Source organism: Novosphingobium sp. HR1a (assembly GCF_015594425.1).
Lineage (GTDB): Bacteria > Pseudomonadota > Alphaproteobacteria > Sphingomonadales > Sphingomonadaceae > Novosphingobium > Novosphingobium resinovorum_A.
On sequence record NZ_JABXWS010000031.1, the window covers coordinates 13046 to 30574 of the forward strand.

The 17529-nt window shown below is 65.8% G+C and carries 18 protein-coding genes and 3 tRNA genes; 13 read left to right on the top strand and 8 right to left on the bottom strand.

Annotated features, from left to right (window positions below; all coding sequences use genetic code 11):
* Positions 1-9: 9 nt before the first annotated feature.
* Together HWN72_RS06030 and HWN72_RS06035 are read right to left on the bottom strand one after the other, a co-directional pair.
* Positions 10-282 (bottom strand): succinate dehydrogenase assembly factor 2, encoded by a 273-nt coding sequence (locus HWN72_RS06030; protein ID WP_036522735.1) that lies wholly within the window; start codon positions 280-282, stop codon positions 10-12.
* Positions 283-451: 169 nt separating this feature from the next.
* Entirely contained in the window at positions 452-874 is a 423-nt protein-coding gene (locus tag HWN72_RS06035; protein WP_008832325.1) for a host attachment protein, read from the bottom strand.
* A gap of 258 nt (positions 875-1132) precedes the next feature.
* Between HWN72_RS06035 and recG the strand changes: the two genes are divergently transcribed.
* Positions 1133-3190 (top strand): ATP-dependent DNA helicase RecG, encoded by a 2058-nt coding sequence (recG, locus tag HWN72_RS06040; protein WP_036522736.1) that lies wholly within the window; start codon positions 1133-1135, stop codon positions 3188-3190.
* Positions 3191-3342: 152 nt separating this feature from the next.
* Positions 3343-4080 carry a FadR/GntR family transcriptional regulator gene (locus tag HWN72_RS06045; RefSeq protein ID WP_036522737.1) on the top strand — a complete coding sequence of 246 codons (738 nt, stop codon included), beginning with the start codon at positions 3343-3345 and terminating at the stop codon, positions 4078-4080.
* 60 nt (positions 4081-4140) lie between these two features.
* On the opposite strand, the gene HWN72_RS06050 is transcribed toward HWN72_RS06045, so the two are convergent.
* Positions 4141-4217 (bottom strand) — tRNA-Pro (locus HWN72_RS06050).
* A gap of 179 nt (positions 4218-4396) precedes the next feature.
* On the opposite strand from HWN72_RS06050, the gene thyA reads away from it, so the two are divergent.
* The 5 genes from thyA to HWN72_RS06075 all read left to right on the top strand — a co-directional run bounded on the left by thyA (position 4397) and on the right by HWN72_RS06075 (position 9767).
* A complete protein-coding gene (gene thyA, locus HWN72_RS06055) occupies positions 4397-5353 on the top strand; it encodes a thymidylate synthase (RefSeq protein ID WP_069707635.1) in 957 nt (318 codons plus the stop codon).
* A 104-nt stretch (positions 5354-5457) separates the two neighbouring features.
* Positions 5458-6768, top strand: coding sequence for a 3-methyl-2-oxobutanoate dehydrogenase (2-methylpropanoyl-transferring) subunit alpha (locus HWN72_RS06060; protein ID WP_069707636.1), 1311 nt, complete (start codon positions 5458-5460; stop codon positions 6766-6768).
* Positions 6765-7817, top strand: coding sequence for an alpha-ketoacid dehydrogenase subunit beta (locus HWN72_RS06065; protein ID WP_211149971.1), 1053 nt, complete (start codon positions 6765-6767; stop codon positions 7815-7817). The genes HWN72_RS06060 and HWN72_RS06065 overlap by 4 nt, the downstream gene beginning before the upstream one ends.
* Positions 7818-7822: 5 nt before the next feature.
* Positions 7823-9178 carry a dihydrolipoamide acetyltransferase family protein gene (locus HWN72_RS06070; protein WP_069707637.1) on the top strand — a complete coding sequence of 452 codons (1356 nt, stop codon included), beginning with the start codon at positions 7823-7825 and terminating at the stop codon, positions 9176-9178.
* A gap of 10 nt (positions 9179-9188) precedes the next feature.
* On the top strand, positions 9189-9767 hold the full coding sequence (locus HWN72_RS06075) for a YdeI family protein (RefSeq protein WP_069707638.1): 579 nt from the start codon (positions 9189-9191) through the stop codon (positions 9765-9767).
* 128 nt (positions 9768-9895) lie between these two features.
* Here HWN72_RS06075 and HWN72_RS06080 read toward each other — a convergent pair whose 3' ends face one another.
* Entirely contained in the window at positions 9896-10357 is a 462-nt protein-coding gene (locus HWN72_RS06080; RefSeq protein ID WP_069707639.1) for a hypothetical protein, read from the bottom strand.
* Positions 10358-10535: 178 nt separating this feature from the next.
* On the opposite strand from HWN72_RS06080, the gene HWN72_RS06085 reads away from it, so the two are divergent.
* Both HWN72_RS06085 and HWN72_RS06090 read left to right on the top strand, forming a co-directional pair.
* Positions 10536-10612: transfer RNA gene (locus tag HWN72_RS06085), tRNA-Asp, on the top strand.
* A gap of 64 nt (positions 10613-10676) precedes the next feature.
* A tRNA-Asp gene (locus tag HWN72_RS06090) sits at positions 10677-10753 on the top strand.
* 182 nt (positions 10754-10935) lie between these two features.
* On the opposite strand, the gene HWN72_RS06095 is transcribed toward HWN72_RS06090, so the two are convergent.
* The 4 genes from HWN72_RS06095 to HWN72_RS06110 all read right to left on the bottom strand — a co-directional run bounded on the left by HWN72_RS06095 (position 10936) and on the right by HWN72_RS06110 (position 12539).
* Entirely contained in the window at positions 10936-11175 is a 240-nt protein-coding gene (locus HWN72_RS06095) for a DUF2842 domain-containing protein (protein WP_008829027.1), read from the bottom strand.
* 12 nt (positions 11176-11187) lie between these two features.
* Complete coding sequence (locus HWN72_RS06100) at positions 11188-11739, bottom strand: 5-formyltetrahydrofolate cyclo-ligase (RefSeq protein ID WP_231958141.1); 552 nt, start codon at positions 11737-11739, stop codon at positions 11188-11190.
* A gap of 216 nt (positions 11740-11955) precedes the next feature.
* A complete protein-coding gene (locus HWN72_RS06105) occupies positions 11956-12288 on the bottom strand; it encodes a cell division protein ZapA (RefSeq protein WP_008829029.1) in 333 nt (110 codons plus the stop codon).
* The gene (locus tag HWN72_RS06110) at positions 12288-12539 is read right to left on the bottom strand and encodes a hypothetical protein (RefSeq protein ID WP_156799755.1); all 252 of its coding nucleotides are present in this window, start codon (positions 12537-12539) and stop codon (positions 12288-12290) included. Before HWN72_RS06110 ends, HWN72_RS06105 begins: the two co-directional genes overlap by 1 nt.
* Positions 12540-12777: 238 nt before the next feature.
* Between HWN72_RS06110 and tkt the strand changes: the two genes are divergently transcribed.
* The 4 genes from tkt to HWN72_RS06130 all read left to right on the top strand — a co-directional run bounded on the left by tkt (position 12778) and on the right by HWN72_RS06130 (position 17491).
* Positions 12778-14766 (top strand): transketolase, encoded by a 1989-nt coding sequence (tkt, locus tag HWN72_RS06115; RefSeq protein ID WP_008829031.1) that lies wholly within the window; start codon positions 12778-12780, stop codon positions 14764-14766.
* A 28-nt stretch (positions 14767-14794) separates the two neighbouring features.
* Positions 14795-15802 (top strand): type I glyceraldehyde-3-phosphate dehydrogenase, encoded by a 1008-nt coding sequence (gap, locus tag HWN72_RS06120; RefSeq protein ID WP_008829032.1) that lies wholly within the window; start codon positions 14795-14797, stop codon positions 15800-15802.
* A gap of 61 nt (positions 15803-15863) precedes the next feature.
* On the top strand, positions 15864-16295 hold the full coding sequence (locus tag HWN72_RS06125; RefSeq protein WP_083274572.1) for an MOSC domain-containing protein: 432 nt from the start codon (positions 15864-15866) through the stop codon (positions 16293-16295).
* Complete coding sequence (locus HWN72_RS06130) at positions 16292-17491, top strand: phosphoglycerate kinase (protein ID WP_069707643.1); 1200 nt, start codon at positions 16292-16294, stop codon at positions 17489-17491. The genes HWN72_RS06125 and HWN72_RS06130 overlap by 4 nt, the downstream gene beginning before the upstream one ends.
* Positions 17492-17529: the final 38 nt, after the last annotated feature.

Consider the following 17529-nt stretch of genomic DNA (forward strand, 5'->3'; position numbering starts at 1 on the left):
CGCGCCCGTTCAGTCTCTCGGAATCTCGACGTAATCGAGCTTCATCATCCTATCGATCATCGGCCCGCGATATTCCTCGGGCACGGACATCGTGCCGAGCGCCCAGCCCATGATATCGACATCTTCCTCTTCGATGATGGTCTCGAACAGGGTGATGTCCTCGTCCGACCATTCGGCATGGAAGCGGTCGAAGAAGCAGCCGATCATGTAGTCGGCCTCGCGGGTGCCGCGATGCCAGGCGCGGAACTTGAGGCGGGCGAGGCGGGGTGAAAGTTCGCTCATGCCCGCGCCGTTACAATGCGGTGTCAGGCTCGGCAACTCCTGTAGTGCGAAGCGGAGGGGGCTTCGACAGGCTCAGCCTGAGCGGAATAGGGAAGTTTATACTCACCTCCGCTCACCCTGAGCTTGTCGAAGGGTCAGGCACGGCCTGTCGAAGCCCCTCGATCAAAGATCAGCCATGCAGGATGCGGGTGATCTCCTGCGCGGGACGTCCGGCGAGGTTCTTGGGCACTTCGGCCACCAGCACGTCCTTGAGCTGCTTGTGATAATGCCTGCGCATCTCGCCCAGCGAGCGCGGGTCGGCAACGACCACCAGCTGGTCGATTTCACGCGAAAGCACCTGGCTGTTCAGCCATCCCGTTACCGCCGCGACGTGGGCGCTTTCATCGAGCGCGTCGTTGCTGCCGTCGCCGGTGCGGGCCTGATGACGTGTGGGGCCGTCGAGACGGCGGGCGCCAGCGCTGAAGTTGGTGGCCTCGAGTTCGGGTACGTCCATCGCCGCCAGTCGGGGTTCGGCTTCCGCCCCCGTGTTGCGATAGAGTTCGAAGTTCTCTCCGTCGACGATCGCGAACACGGTTCCGTTCGGCAAGAGCATGGGCTTCTCCTTCATTGTTACAGGGGAGCCAACCGCACGATGACGGACAAGGTTCCGCCCGCTCTGGCGAAACGGTCCCCACTCGCGTCGAGATTTATGAAAATCCGCGAATTGCGGATTTTGCGGCACCGGCCCACGCCCCCACCCGACCTCCCATTAAGTATACTTCCGTGGGAGGTCGGGTGGGGGCGTGGGCCGGTGCCGCGGTGAAAATGCGCTTTTGCGCATTTTCCAAGCAAGCCTTAAGAGGCGCTCGTCATGCGGCCTGAAGCTCTCAATTCCCTGTTCGTCGAAGTCGAGGCGCTCGAAGGCGTCGGTCCCAAGCTGCGCAAGCCGCTGGAAAAGCTGGGGCTTACCCGGATCAGGGATCTTGCGTATCACTTGCCCGACCGCTTCGTGGAACGGCGCGCGATCACCAACCTCGACGAGGCGGGCGTGGGCGAGAACGTCATCGTCGCGCTCACCGTGCGTGAATACCGCTCGCCCAGCGGGCGCGGCCCGTTCCGGGTGATCGCCGAGGACGCGGCGGGCAACATTTGCACCGTCACATACTTCGGCCGCGCGTCCTATACGGGCAAGAAGCAGCTGCCCATCGGCGAGACGCGCTGGGTGGCCGGGCGGATCGACCAGTACGGCCAGATGCTGCAGATCGTGCATCCCGAGCATGTGTCGGAGGATTCGTCCGCGCCGATCAGGCAATTGTGCGAGGCGGTCTATCCTCTGTCCGAAGGTCTGACGCAGGGCCGCGCCGCCTCGCTGGTGGCGCAGGCGCTGAAGGCGCTCCCCGAGCTTCCCGAATGGATCGAGCCCAGCCTCACCGCCAAGACCGGCTGGCCGCTCTGGCGCGAGGCGCTGACCGAGGCGCATCGCGGCGTCAACGGCCCCGCGCGCGACCGGCTGGCTTACGACGAACTCTTCGCCAACGCGCTGGCGCTGATGCTGGTGCGCGAAAGCAACCGCTCGCAGCGCGGCACGCCGCTGGTCGGCGATGGCTCGCTGCGGGCTAAGCTGAAGTTGCCGTTCGCGCTGACCGGGGCACAGGCCCGCTCGATCGGCGAGATCGAGGGCGATCTGGCGCAGCCTTCGCCGATGCTGCGGCTGCTGCAGGGCGACGTGGGATCGGGCAAGACCGTGGTGGCGCTGTCCTCGATGCTGATCGCGGTGGAGGCAGGCGCGCAGGCCGCGCTACTGGCGCCGACCGAAATCCTCGCTCGCCAGCATTACGAGACGCTGTCGCGTATGCTGCAGGGCACAGGCGTCGAGATCGCGCTGCTGACGGGGCGAGACAAGGGCAAGGCCCGCGAGGCGATCTTGATGGGCCTTTTGGGCGGCGCGATCCAGATCGTCGTCGGCACGCACGCGATCTTCCAGGACAGCGTCGCGTACAAGAACCTCGCGCTGGTGGTGATCGACGAGCAGCACCGCTTCGGCGTCGGCCAGCGGCTGATGCTGGCGCGCAAGGGCCGCCGCGCGCCGCATACCCTGGCGATGACCGCGACCCCGATCCCGCGCACGCTGACTCTGGCGCAGTACGGCGAGATGGAAGTCTCCAAACTCGACGAACTGCCGCCGGGCCGTCAGGCGATCGACACCCGCGTCGTCGCGGTGGAGCGCATGGACGACGTCGTCGGCGCCCTGACGCGCCACATCGAATCAGGTCAGCAGGCCTACTGGGTCTGCCCGATGGTCAACGAGAGCGAGACCGACGACCTTGCCGCCGCCGAGGCGCGTTATGCAGCGCTCAAGGAGCGCTTCGGCGATACCGTGGCACTGGTCCACGGCCAGCTGCGGCCCGAGGTCAAGGACGCGGCGATGGAGCGCTTCGCCCGGGGCGAGGCCAAGCTGCTGGTCGCGACCACGGTGATCGAGGTCGGAGTCGACGTGCCCAATTCCACGCTGATGGTGATCGAGCAGGCCGAGCGCTTCGGCCTTGCCCAGCTGCACCAACTGCGCGGGCGCGTCGGGCGCGGTTCGGGAAAGTCCACCTGCCTGCTGCTGCGCGGCAACCAGTTGTCCGAAACCGGCCGCCAGCGCCTCGCCCTGATGCGCGAGACGCAGGACGGCTTCCGGCTTGCCGAGGAGGATCTGCAACTGCGCGGCGGCGGCGAACTGCTCGGCACGCGCCAGTCTGGCGACACGCCGTTCCGCATCGCCAGCCTCGAACAGATCACCAAGCTGCTGCCGCTCGCCCACGACGACGCGCGGCTGCTGATCGAGCGCGACGGCGGCCTTGCCGGTCCGCGCGGCGAGGCGGCGCGGCTGCTGCTCTATCTGTTCGAGCGTGACTGGGGCGTGCAACTGCTGCGCTCGGGCTGAATTTGCGTCAGCAAACGCGGTTGACCTTGCAGGAACTCAGACTGTTCGCCGCGTCACTGGACTGGTAAGACCAGCCCTGAAAAGCCGAAAAATCGGTCAAACCGGGGGAGGGGCAATTGAAGGGACAACAGGCAGACGTCGAACACGTGGAGATGCAGCCACCTCGTCTCTATCGCAAGGTCGCGGCGCGGCTGATGCAAGAGGTACGCGAAGGCCGCTATCCAGTCGGTGCGCGAATGCCCGCCGAACGTGAGCTGGCCGTCACCATGGGTGTCAGTCGCCCGGTCGTGCGCGAGGCCTTGCTGGCGCTTGAAGTCATGGGCGTGGTCGAAGTGCGAATCGGCTCGGGCGCCTATGTGCTGCGGCAGCCGGATGAAGCGCCATCCTCACCTGCAGCCGACGTCACGCCGATGGAACTGGCGCAGGCGCGCCTCATCTTCGAGGGCGAGGCGGCTTCGCTCGCCGCGGCCAACATTACCGACGAGGACATTGCCGTGCTTCGACGCGCAATCGTCGAGATGGGCCGTCACGATGGCTCCTTCGAGGACTGGCAGGCGGCATTGACGGACTTTCACATGACCGTGGCCCGTGCAACCCACAACGTCGCGGTCGAGCGCGGCGTGCGCGACTTGTGGGAAATGCGCTCGCGCTCGCCCGAGTGCCGACGCATGCTGGAGGAGGCGCGCGCCCGCAACTATCGCTACAGCCTCGAGCAGCATGTGGAGATTGCCGCCGCACTCGAGGCGCGCGACCCGGTGCGGGCGCGGGCGGCGGTGCGGATGCATCTGGAAGGCTCGATCGAACACCTGCTTATGGCGATCGAGGAGCGCGCTGTCGCCGAAGCCCGGGCGCGGGTAGCGGAAATGCGATCCCGATACTTTTCGCGCTGAACAAAAAAAGGCCTGAAACGACGAACGGCGCGTCTTGCGACACGCCGTTCTCGTATAAAGTGGTCGGGGAAAGAGGATTCGAACCTCCGGCCCCTGCCTCCCGAAGACAGTGCTCTACCAGGCTGAGCTATTCCCCGACCGGAGGGGCAATCCGAAGACCGCCCCGGGCAGGAGGGCGCCTATATAGGGCACTTCCGGGGGTGGCAAGGGGCTTTTCGGCAAAAACTTCAACCTTGTGAAAATGGTGGCTGATTGCGCTGGGGAGCATCGCGCGCGGGTGCTTTCGTCGGCGCGCGCGGGCGGATAGTCTGATGCCATGACCACGACCGCGCTCCGCACCGCCGCCACCGCAACCCCGCACTGGGAATGGCAATACCTCGACCTCATGCGCCGCATTTGGGAGCAGGGCGACGAGCGGCTCGATCGCACGGGAGTGGGCACGCGCTCGGTTTTCGGTGCGACGATCCGGTTCGACCTTTCGGGCGGGGCGATGCCGCTGCTCACCACCAAGCGCGTCTACTGGAAGACCGCCACGCGCGAGATGCTGTGGTTCCTGACGGGCAACACCAATATCCGTCCGCTCTGCGCGCAGGGGGTGGAAATCTGGACCGACTGGCCGCTCGACCGCTACCGCCGCGAAACGGGCGAGGAGATCAGCCGCAAGGACTTCTCCGCGCGAATCGTGGCGGACGAGGTGTTTGCCGAGGCCTGGGGCGATCTCGGTCCGGTCTATGGCAAGCAGTGGGTGGACTGGGACACGTACGAGCCGGTCGGCGAGGGTCTGTTCCGGCGCGGTCCCGGCATCAACCAGGTGGCGCAGGTGGTCGAGAGCCTGCGGGGCAACCCTGGCAGCCGCCGCCATATCATCGAGGGATGGAACGTCGCCGAACTCGATTCGATGGCGCTGCCGCCTTGCCACAAGACCTATCAGTTCCATGTCGCGGACGGGCGGCTCTCGTGCCTGCTCTATCAGCGCAGCTGCGACCTCGGCCTCGGCTTCGCCTTCAACATGTGGTCGCTGGCACTGCTGACGCGGATGATGGCGCAGCAATGCAACCTTGAACCGGGTGAGGCCGTTTGGACCGGTGGTGATGTCCACTTGTACCTCAACCATGCGGCGCTGGTCGAAGAACAGCTCTCGCGCGAGCCGGAAGGCGAGGCGACGATGGCGATTCTCCGGCGTCCCGATTCGATCTTCGACTACCGGATCGAGGACTTCGAAGTCGCCGGATATGCCCCGCAGGCGCATATCGCCGCGCCGGTTGCGGTGTAATTGACATTACCAAGGTTTGAAATAATATGACTTAACCGTGGAATTTTGCTTCGCCTGTTGCGCGGCGGGTTCCGACGGCCCGACCTTGGCGGGAGAGCATTGAAATGGCCGAAAAAACGGCACCAGATACGGGAAGGGTGCGCGGGAATCTCCCGCCGCTGGAACTCTACGTACCCGAGCCACGCTACCGGCCCGGCGACGTCGTCGACTATTCGCACCTCCCGGTGCCGCCTGCAGGACAACTGGGGCGCCCGGACGAGAATTGCCCGGCCAGCGAAACCTGGCCGATGACCACCGACATGATTCGCGTCCTCGATGAAGAGGATCGCGCGGTCGGCCCCTGGAACCCGGGCCTCGATGCCGAGACGCTGCGGCGGATGCTGCGCACGATGGCACTGACCCGCGCCTTCGACGACCGCATGTATCGCGGGCAGCGGCAGGGCAAGACCAGCTTCTACATGAAGTGCACCGGCGAGGAGGCGATCTCGGTCGCCCATGCCCATGCGCTCGCGCATGACGACATGGTGTTCCCGACCTATCGCCAGCAGGGCATCCTGATCTCGCGCGGGTATCCGCTGGTGGAGATGGTCAACCAGATCTACTCCAACCGCGCGGACAAGCTGAAGGGCCGCCAGTTGCCGGTCATGTACTCGGCCAAGGATTACGGGTTCTTCTCCATCTCGGGCAACCTCGCCACGCAGTACCCGCAGGCGGTGGGCTGGGCGATGGCCAGCGCGATCAAGGGCGATACCCGCATCGCCACCGCCTTCGTCGGCGAGGGATCGAGCGCCGAGGGCGACTTCCACGCGGCGATGACGTTCGCGGCGGTCTACAACGCGCCGGTGGTGTTGAACGTCGTCAACAACCAGTGGGCGATCTCCAGCTTCTCGGGGTTTGCCGGGGCCGAGCGCACGACTTTCGCGGCGCGCGCGGCCGGCTACGGCATTGCCGGGCTGCGGGTGGACGGCAACGATGCGCTGGCGGTCTATGCCGCCTCGCGCTGGGCCGCTGACCGTGCCCGCGCCAATCAGGGGCCGACCCTGATCGAGCACTTCACGTACCGCGCCGAGGGGCACTCCACCTCCGACGATCCCAGCGCCTATCGCTCCGCGCAGGAGCGCGAGGAATGGCCGCTCGGCGATCCGATCATGCGCCTCAAGAAGCACCTCATCGCCCTTGGCGAGTGGTCGGAGGCGCAGCAGGAGGCGATGGATCGCGAACTGGTCGAGCAGGTGAAGGTGGCGACCAAGGAGGCCGAGAAGAACGGCGTCCTCGGCCACGGGCTGCACCATCCGTTCCACACCATGTTCGAGGACGTCTTCGAGGAACTGCCCTGGCACCTCGAGGAGCAGGCCGCGCAGGCCATCCGCGAGCGTGAGATCAAATGGCCCGAATGGAAGGGAGAAGGCGCATGACCGAAGAGAATGCGTTGAGCCTCCACGACGCGCCGACCCGCTCGATGAACATGATCGAGGCGATCAACGACGCGCTCGACATCATGATGGCCCGCGATCCCGACATCGTCATTCTGGGCGAGGACGTCGGCTATTTCGGCGGCGTGTTCCGCGCTACCGCCGGTCTGCAGAAGAGGTACGGCCGCAACCGCGTGTTCGATTCGCCGATCAACGAATGCGGGATCGTCGGCGCGGCGGTCGGCATGGCAGCTTACGGCCTGCGCCCGGTGCCGGAAATCCAGTTCGCGGACTACATCTATCCCGGCCTCGATCAGTTGGTCTCCGAGGCGGCGCGCATGCGCTATCGTTCGGCGGGCGAGTTCACTTCGCCGATCACCATCCGCTCGCCCTTCGGTGGTGGTATTTTCGGTGGCCAGACGCACAGCCAGAGCCCGGAGGCGATGTTCACGCACGTCGCGGGCCTCAAGACGGTGATCCCGGCGACCCCGCACGATGCCAAGGGCCTGCTGATCGCGGCGATCGAGGACAATGACCCGGTCATCTTCTTCGAGCCCAAGCGCATCTACAACGGCCCGTTCGACGGCTATTACGACAAGCCATCGCGGACGTGGAAGGGCCATCCCGGCAGTCTGGTGCCGGAGGGCTACTACAAGATCCCGCTCGGCAAAGCGCGCATCGTGCGCGAAGGGGCAGCGCTGACGGTGTTGTCCTACGGCACCATGGTTCACGTCGCCGAGGCGGTGCTGGCCGAGAAGGGCATCGATGCCGAGATCATCGACTTGCGCACGCTCGTCCCGCTCGACATGGCGACTCTGGAAAAGTCGGTGGAGAAGACCGGGAAATGCCTGGTGATACACGAGGCGACCCGCACCTCCGGCTTCGGCGCCGAACTGGTGACGCTGGTGCAGGAGCGCTGCTTCTATCACCTCGAAGCCCCCGTCGAGCGCGTGACCGGCTTCGACACGCCGTATCCGCACAGCCTCGAGTGGGCCTATTTCCCCGGTCCCGTCCGCATCGGCGAGGCGGTCGATCGGCTCATGAAGGAATAACTGGGATGGGACGCTATATTTTCCGCCTGCCCGACATCGGGGAAGGCATCGCCGAGGCCGAGATCGTCGCCTGGCACGTCAAGGTCGGCGACACCGTCGAGGAAGACGGCCGCCTTGCCGACATGATGACCGACAAGGCCACCGTCGAGATGGAAAGCCCGGTTTCGGGCAAGGTCGTCGAAGTGGCGGGCGAGGCGGGCGACGTGATCGCCATCGGCTCGCCGCTGGTGGTGATCGAGATCGAAGGCGCGGGGAACGAGGAGGGCGATCGTAAACAGAGCGCGCCTGCTCCGAAAGCCGAGGTGGTCGAGGAGCGGATCGAGGTCGAGACGCCGGATGCGGGCGATGTCGAGCGGGCAGTGGCCGGTGCTTCGACAAGCTCAGCACGAGCGGAGGTGGTTGCAGAACCGCTTCCGAACCCTACCCCCGCTCAGGCTGAGCCTGTCGAAGCCCGCGCGCCCACGCCCGCCGCAAAGCCCGCCCCTCACGCCAAGGTTCTCGCCAGCCCCGCCGTGCGCCAGCGTGCCCGTGATCTCGGCATCGACCTTGGCGAAGTGCGCCCCGCCGAAGATGGCCGCGTGCGCCATAGCGACCTCGACGCCTTCCTCTCCTACAACGCCAGCGGCGGCTTCCAGCCCGCAGGCGTGAAGGGCAAGGACGAGCAGGTCCGCGTCATCGGCCTGCGCCGCCGCATCGCGGAGAACATGGCCGCCTCCAAGCGCAACATCCCGCACTTCGCCTATGTCGAGGAGTACGATGTCACCGCGCTGGAGGAGACGCGCGCGCAGCTCAATGCCGGGCGCGGGGACAGGCCAAAGCTGACGATGCTGCCGTTCCTGATCACGGCGATCTGCAAGCTGCTGCCCACGTACCCGATGCTCAATGCGCACTACGACGACGAGGCGGGTGTGGTGACGCGCTACGGCTCGGTGCATCTGGGCATGGCGGCGCAGACGCCCGGCGGCCTGATGGTCCCGGTGATCCGCGATGCGCAGGACCACAATCTGTGGCAGCTGGCGGCGGAGATCACCCGCCTTGCCAACGCGGCGCGCGATGGCTCGGCGAAGTCGTCGGAGCTTTCGGGCTCGACGATCACCCTGACGTCGCTTGGTCCGATGGGCGGGGTGGCGACCACGCCTGTCATCAACCGCCCCGAAGTCGCCATCATCGGCCCCAACCGCATCGTCGAGCGTCCGATGTTCGTGAAGGGCGCCGACGGCATCGAGCGCATCGAGAAGCGCAAGCTCATGAATATCTCGATGAGCTGCGATCACCGTGTGGTAGATGGCTGGGATGCGGCGAGCTTCGCGCAGGACCTCAGGAAACTGATCGAGGCCCCGGCGCTGATCCTCGCAGGGTAGGAGAGGGCAGATGGGCAGGGATCCGCGCGTAGACGAGTATATCGCCAAAGCTGCGGATTTCGCCCGCCCGATCCTCGAACATCTGCGTGAACTGGCTCACCGCGCGCTCCACGATGCCGAAGAGGCGATCAAGTGGGGGATGCCGCACTTCCTCGTGAACGCAAAGAACGTTGCCGGCATGGCGGCGTTCAAGGCGCACTGTACTTTCGTCATTCACGGGGATGGTCGGCAGGGCGATGCGATGGGCCAACTCGGGCGCATCACCGCGATTGCCGACCTGCCGGACGAAGCCGAGCTTGTACGGAAGCTGCAGGCTGCGCGTGGGCGGGTGCAAGCTAAAGGCACGGCGGTAAATCAGGCCCGCAAGCCCAAGCCCGAAATCGCCATGCCGGATGACTTCGCGGCGGCGCTGGACGGGGTTCCTGCGGCAAGGACGCATTACGATGCGTTCTCGCCTGCGGCGCGGCGCGACTATCTCGAATGGATCACCGAGGCGAAGACCGCCGCGACGCGCGAGAAGCGCATGGCTCAGGCGGTTGAGTGGATCGCCGAGGGTAAGAAGCGGAACTGGAAATACGAAAAGTGCTGACGTCGTCCCGGACTTGATCCGGGACCGCTGGCCGTGAACAGCCCACCTTGCTGCGCTCATCCGGGCTCTCGCCTAAAGGCCGCCAGCGGTCCCGGATCAAGTCCGGGACGACGGTTCGATCGTCGCCTTTACCGCACCACGCCCGCATAAGCGATGCGTCCCTGACCGAGCGCCGCGTAGCTGGCGGGGATGCGCCAGCGCACATGCGTGACGTCCTCGGGCGTCGCCTGGCGTCCGTCGACGCGCATCGCCTCCAGACGGCCCCACGAGCGGCCGCCATCGACCGACACTTCCTGCATGTCGCTGGCGCTGCGCTGGTAGGCGAGACGGGCGGGCAGGGGGTTGGTCAGGACGAAGCCGCCGGTGCCGCGCATGCGCCGCCACGTCACTACGGTCACGACCCGGTCCCCGCGTGTGAGCATGCTGGCAGGTTCCAGCCTGCGCCCGTTGAGCGCATCGACACGTTCCACGAAGACGGCGCTGTCGGTGGCGACTGCGCTGGTGCTGCGGGCCTCGGCGGAAAGAGTGCTGCCGGTGAAGGCGGCGGCCGTCAGGGATAGCGTGCAGAGGATGCGCTTGGCTGTAATCACGGGCGATTCTCCCCCGGCCGCCCAGCGCGGCCCCGGTGCAAGACTGCGTCGCCACTCGCGAAAATAAGGTTAATTTCCACTGTCGCCGAAAAAATGAAAAAGCCTTCCGCAAAGCCGTTGACAGCCCTGCGAGGCTGGCCTAGTGGCGGCGCTCCCAAGCGGACGCAACCGCAAGAACGCGGGTGTAGCTCAGTTGGTTAGAGTGCCGGCCTGTCACGCCGGAGGTCGCGGGTTCGAGCCCCGTCACTCGCGCCACTTGGGAAAAATGCTGGTAATCCAGTGACTTGAGGTAGTCTAAAAACCTCACATACATTGCTGCGCGGGTGTAGCTCAGTTGGTTAGAGTGCCGGCCTGTCACGCCGGAGGTCGCGGGTTCGAGCCCCGTCACTCGCGCCACTTCTTATGAAGTGGTTCCAGCAGCGATCGAATGAAGAGGCCGGGCTCACGCTCGGCCTTTTTCGTTTCTGGATATATTCCGGCCGTTCCCACCCTTCGTCATTGCGAGCGTAGCGAAGCAATCCAGGGCGGTTTGCGCGGCTCTGGATTGCTTCGCTACGCTCGCAATGACGGCGGCGGGATCAGTTGGCTTTGGTCGTAACCGGAGCGCTCCAGCGCCCGGTTTCCATCCAGATCAGGAAACGCTTGAGCGGCAGCAGCCACACTACGCCCAACACAATGTACACCGGCGTCTGGGCGAGGGCATTCCACTCACCGATCAGCGCGGGCACGTAGCTGGCGATGAGCATGGCATAGAGCCCCAGCGCGACGACCAGCAGGAGCACCCCGAAGGGGATTCGCCAGGTCGGTGTTTCGCGCATGTCAGGTCCTCTTTATATGCTATATATCCGCGTCGGCGTGACCACGGCGGCGAGCGGCCGGTCGTGGGCTTCGACGGGCAGTTCCTCGGCCAACTGGCAGTCCCATGCAAGCCCGATCGCAGTGGCCTGCGGATGGGCCGCCAGCCAGCGGTCGTAATGCCCGCCGCCCTGGCCGAGGCGATGCCCTTCGGCAGTGAACGCCACCAGCGGCACGATCACGACATTCGGCACTGCGTTTTCGCTCTCGGCCGGCGGCTGGAGGGCCCGCCACGGTCCCGTTTCGAGGCTTTGGTCGTCCCACGGGTTGTCCCAGACGCGAAACTCCATGGCGGCTTCACGCGCCGGGAAAAAGGGCAGGGCGATCCGGCGGCCGTTCTCCGACAGCCAGCGCGCCCAGCCCAGCGACGGCGCTTCGGAACCTGCCGGATGATAGAGCCCGATGGTCGCATCTTCAGGGATGAGCGCGAGGATCGGCGCAGGCGGCCGGTTGAGAATCAGCGCGCGCAGCCCCTGCGGCAGGGCCTCGACATGCTCGGCCCGCGCCTGCCGGAAGCGCTTGCGCAAGGCAGCCTTCTCATCCGCGAGAAGAAGGGCCTGAGAATGTATGGGGGGTGACGGGTCCACCATGGGTCGTTTCCTAGAAATCCTCTGACGCCTCGACGTCAGGTGGGGACCATGTGTTCCGGACCAGGATCCGGGCAGGGACAGCCCCCAATGGATTGCTTATAGCCTCAGGGATGTTCGAACGGCACGTGCCGGGCAGATCCCGTCGCTCTCTATCTAGGCGCTTGCGGCTTCAGTCTCAAGGAGGTCGGCAAGATTTTCGACGCGAGAGGCGATGCGCGCCAATCTTTCCGCGAATTGCGCGGGGATTGCCGGGACTTCGATCGGCAGGACCGCCTGCGGTTCGGGACGAGAGCGCAGTTCGTGCAATTCGTCCGCCATCATCAGTGCGGCGAAGAGGAGCATCCGCGTCTCGGTCTGCCCGACCGCGCCCGATGCCGTGGCCTTCGAATCGATCAGCCGGGCGAGGCGCAGGATATGCGCTTCCTCTCCGTCCGCGCAGGCGAGCATGAATTCGCGCCCGCCGATCCCGAGCGTCACGTTGCCCATCAGGCGTCCTCCGCCTGTACGCGCTGGGCGAGAAGTGCGTCGAGCCCCGACAGCGACTGGCTGATGCTCGCCTTGAGGTCCTCATGGCGACGGCGCAAGTCCGCGCCCTTGGCAATGCATGTGGGGGCCGCGTTCTCTATCCGCGTTAATGCGGCCTCGATGCGGTCGAGCGCAAGCAGGGACATGGAGCGCGTGGATGCGCTTTCCTCGGTGGCCGCGCCGATCGCCCGGCCCTTGAGCGGGTTTTCCATGGCCAAGCGCTGCGCCGGTTGTGGCGGCCGGGCAAGCAGTTGGCGCGGGTTGTTCACAATCTTGTCACTTGTCTGCGCTTGAATAGTGCGGAAGATACGATGGGCTGCAGGACAATATCCGATCTGCGCGTGAAGAGGGTGAAATCGGGCGGTGAACTTGACGGGAGGCGACCTCTGCCTAAAGGGGGTCGCGAAATTCGAATCGTCCCGCATTTTTGCGCGTACCCGGAGTAATCCCATGACCCTCGCTTCCGACCGTCTTGCGCCGATGGCCAACGCCATCCGGGCGCTTTCGATGGATGCGGTTCAGGCGGCGAACAGCGGCCACCCCGGCATGCCGATGGGCATGGCCGACGTCGCCACGGTGCTTTTCGCCAAGTTCCTCAAGTTCGACCCCTCGGCGCCCAAGTGGGCCGACCGCGACCGCTTCGTGCTGTCGGCGGGCCATGGCTCGATGCTGGTCTACTCGCTGCTGCACCTGACCGGCTACGCCAGCCCGACGCTGGAGGACATCAAGAACTTCCGCCAGCTCGGTTCGGTCTGCGCCGGTCACCCCGAGAACTTTCTGATCGAAGGCATCGAATGCACCACCGGGCCGCTGGGCCAGGGCGTTGCGATGGCCGTGGGCATGGCGATGGCCGAGCGCCACCTCGCCGCGACGTTCGGCGACGACCTCGTCGATCACAACACCTGGGTCATTGCCGGTGACGGCTGCCTCATGGAAGGCGTCAACCACGAGGCGATCGGCCTTGCCGGCACGCTCAAGCTGGGCCGTCTCAAGGTGCTGTGGGACGACAACAAGATCACCATCGACGGTGACGCCTCGCTCTCGACCTCGGAAGACATTCCGGCACGCTACCGCGCTTCGGGCTGGGACGTGTTCGAGTGCGACGGCCACGACTTCGCCGATATCGAGCGCGCGCTGGGCCAGGCTGCCGCTTCGGACAAGCCCACGCTGGTCGCCTGTCGCACCCTGATCGGCAAGGGTTCGCCCAACAAGCAGGGCGGCCACGACGTCCACGGCTCGCCGCTGGGCGATGCCGAGATCGCCGCAACCCGCGAGAACATCGGCTGGGCCCACGCTCCGTTCGAGATCCCGGCCGAGATCCTCGCCGACTGGCGGTCGCTGGGCGAAAAGGGCGCGAAGCTGCGCGCCGAGTGGGACGCCCGCCTTGCCGCTTCGGACAAGGGCGCCGAGCTGACCCGCCGCATGAACGGCGAACTGCCCTCGGGCGAGGAAGCCGCGAAGACTTTCGCAGGCTGGCTGGAGAGCGAAACCACCGTCGCGACCCGCAAGGCGTCGGAGAACGTGCTCAACGTCCTCGCGCCGCTGGTGCCCGAGATGGTCGGGGGCTCCGCCGACCTCACCGGTTCGAACAACACCAAGGCGAAGTGCCAGTCGGCGTTCTCGGCCAAGGACTACGCCGGCCGCTACGTTTACTACGGCATCCGTGAATTCGGCATGTCGGCGGCGATGAACGGCATGGCGCTGCATGGCGGCGTGATCCCCTACGGCGGCACCTTCCTGATCTTCTCGGACTATGCGCGCAACGCGATCCGCATGTCGGCGCTGCAGCAGACCCGCGTGATCTACGTGCTGACGCACGATTCGATCGGCCTTGGCGAAGATGGCCCGACTCACCAGCCGGTAGAGACGGTCATGTCGCTCCGCCTGATCCCGAACCTCTACGTGTTCCGCCCGGCCGACGTGATCGAGACCGCCGAGTGCTGGCAGATCGCACTGGAAAGCGCCGAGACGCCTTCGGTCCTCGCGCTGACCCGCCAGAACCTGCCGCAGCTGCGCACTTCGGGCGAAATGCTCTCTGCCCGCGGCGCCTACACGCTGCGCCGCGCCGAGGGTGACCGCAAGGTGATCCTGATCGCCACCGGTTCGGAAGTCGAACTGGCCGTGAAGGTGCAGGGCGCACTGCAGGCCCAGGGCATCGGCGCAGACGTCGTCTCGATGCCGTGCATGGAACTGTTCGAGGCGCAGGACGCGGCGTACAAGCACGAAGTCTTGCCGAACGACCCGTCGATCCTGCGCGTCTCGATCGAGGCGGGCGTGACACACGGCTGGGAGCGCTTCACCGCATTCAGCCGCAATGGCGGCCTCAACATCGGCCTCGACCGCTTCGGCGCCTCGGCCCCGGCCAAGGTCCTGTTCGAGCGCTTCGGCTTCACCGTCGATGCGATCGTGCCGCAGGTTCTGGAAAAGCTCAGCAGCTAAGAATACCACCTAAGAGGAGATTAGGATTATGGCGACCAAGGTTGCGATCAACGGTTTCGGACGTATCGGGCGCAATGTCGCCCGCGCCATTCTCGAGCGTACCGACCATGACCTCGAGCTGGTGTCGATCAACGACCTCGCCAGCGCCAAGGCCAATGCCCTCCTCTTCAAGCGCGACAGCGTCCACGGCGCATTTGCGGGCACCGTCGAAGTCGACGGCGACGACCTCATCATCAACGGCAAGCGCATCAAGGTGACCGCCGAGCGCGATCCCGCGAACCTGCCGCATGCCGCCAACGGCGTCGACATCGCGCTGGAATGCACCGGCTTCTTCACCGACAAGGCCTCGGCCTCGAAGCACATCGAAGCCGGCGCCAAGCGCGTGCTGATCTCGGCGCCTGCCAAGAACGTCGACCTCACCGTCGTCTACGGCGTGAACCATGACGCGCTCACCGCCGAGCACACCGTCGTGTCGAACGCTTCGTGCACCACCAACTGCCTGGCGCCCTTCGCCAAGGTCCTGCACGAGAAGATCGGTATCGAGCGCGGTCTGATGACCACGATCCACTCGTACACCAACGACCAGAAGATCCTCGACCAGATCCACTCCGACCCGCGCCGCGCCCGTGCCGCCGCGATGAACATGATCCCGACCAGCACCGGCGCCGCCGTTGCCGTCGGCCTCGTGCTCCCGGACCTCAAGGGCAAGCTCGACGGTTCGTCGATCCGCGTGCCGACCCCGAACGTCTCGGTCGTCGACCTGACCTTCGTGCCGAGCCGCGACACCACCACCGAGGAAGTCAACGCGCTGCTCAAGGCCGCTGCGGAAGGCGAACTCAAGGGCGTGCTCGGCTACACCGAGGAGCCGCTGGTCTCGATCGACTTCAACCACGATTCGCACTCGTCCACCATCGACAGCCTCGAAACCTCGGTTCTCGAAGGCAAGCTGGTGCGCGTTCTTTCGTGGTACGACAACGAGTGGGGCTTCTCCAACCGCATGGTCGACACGGCCGGCGTGATGGGCGGCCTGCTCTGAGACCTTGATGCGGACGGGCCGCCTTATCGGTATCGCGCGAAGGCAACGCCCTCGCGCGCCGATGGAGGAACTGCGGTCCGTCGCCGTAACTGCCGCCGCGGGAGTCCATGGGGACTTTCGCGGCGCGGTGCGTCCGGGCAAGCGGCCGCACCGGCAGGTCTCCCTGATGGAGATCGAAAGCTGGCGGGCGGCGCTGGGCGAACTTGAAATCTGCGGCGGCCTGTTCGGTTTCGAAGAGCCGCCATGGCATGCGCGGCGGGCGAACCTGCTGGTCGAAGGACTGCGTTTCCCGAGAGAAACCGGCTATGTCCTGGCGATCGGCAATACCCTGCGCATAGCAGTCACGATGGAATGCGATCCGTGCAGCCGCATGGAGGAAGTGGCACAGGGCCTCAAGGGCGCGCTCCTGCCGGACTGGCGGGGCGGTGTGCTGGGCACGGTGCTTGACGACGGCGATATCGCCCTGGGCGACGAGATAAGGATCGAGAGATGACGGCATTCAAGACCCTTGATGACCTTGGTGATGTGACCGGCAAGGTCGCGCTGGTGCGCGTGGACCTCAACCTGCCGATGCAGGACGGCGCCGTTACCGACGACACCCGCATCCGCGCCGCCGCCCCGACGGTTCTGGAACTCGCCGAGAAGGGCGCCAAGGTCCTCCTCCTCGCCCACTTCGGTCGCCCCAAGGGCGAGCGCGTGCCGAGCCAGTCGCTCTCGATGGTGGTCGGCGCGGTCGAGAAGACGCTGGGCAAGGAAGTGATGTTCGTGCCCGAGATCGCGGGCGACATCGTGAAGCAGGCCGTCGGCATCCTGCGCGCCGGCGACATCGCCATCCTCGAGAACACCCGCTTCTGGAAGGGCGAGGAAAAGAACGACCCCGAACTCGCCGCCGCGATCGCCGCGAATGCGGACTTCTACGTGAACGACGCCTTCTCCGCCGCGCACCGCGCGCATGCCACCACCGAAGGTCTCGCCAAGGTGCTGCCCGCTTACGCCGGTCGCTCGATGCAGGCTGAACTGGAAGCGCTTGAAAAGGCGCTCGGCACGCCCGAGAAGCCGGTCGCGGCGGTCGTCGGCGGGGCCAAGGTTTCGTCCAAGCTCGACGTGCTCAAGCACCTCGTCCGCCAAGTCGATCACCTCATCATCGGTGGCGGCATGGCGAACACCTTCCTCGCCGCCAAGGGCGTGGACGTGGGCAAGTCGCTTTGCGAGCATGACCTGACCGATACCGCGAACGAAATCCTCGCCACGGCGGACGCCTCGGGCTGCACCGTCCACCTGCCGTACGACGTGGTCGTGTCGAAGGAATTCGCGGCCAACCCGCCGTCGCTGCGCATCTGCAACGTCCATGAAGTCGCGGCCGACGAGATGATCCTCGATGCCGGTCCGAACGCGGCGGAAACGCTGGGCGACGTGCTCAAGAACTGCCGCACGCTGGTGTGGAACGGCCCGCTCGGCGCGTTCGAGATGGAGCCGTTCGACGCCGCCACCGTGGCGCTGGCGAAGACCGCCGCCGCGCTGACGGCGGACGGCTCGCTGGTCTCGGTGGCGGGCGGCGGCGATACCGTGGCGGCGCTCAACCATGCGGGCGTGGCGAAGGACTTCTCGTACATCTCGACGGCGGGCGGTGCTTTCCTCGAATGGATGGAAGGCAAGGTGCTGCCCGGCGTCGCGGCGCTGGAGGCCTGAGTTCATCGTCGTCCCGGACTCGCTCCGGGACCGGTGGT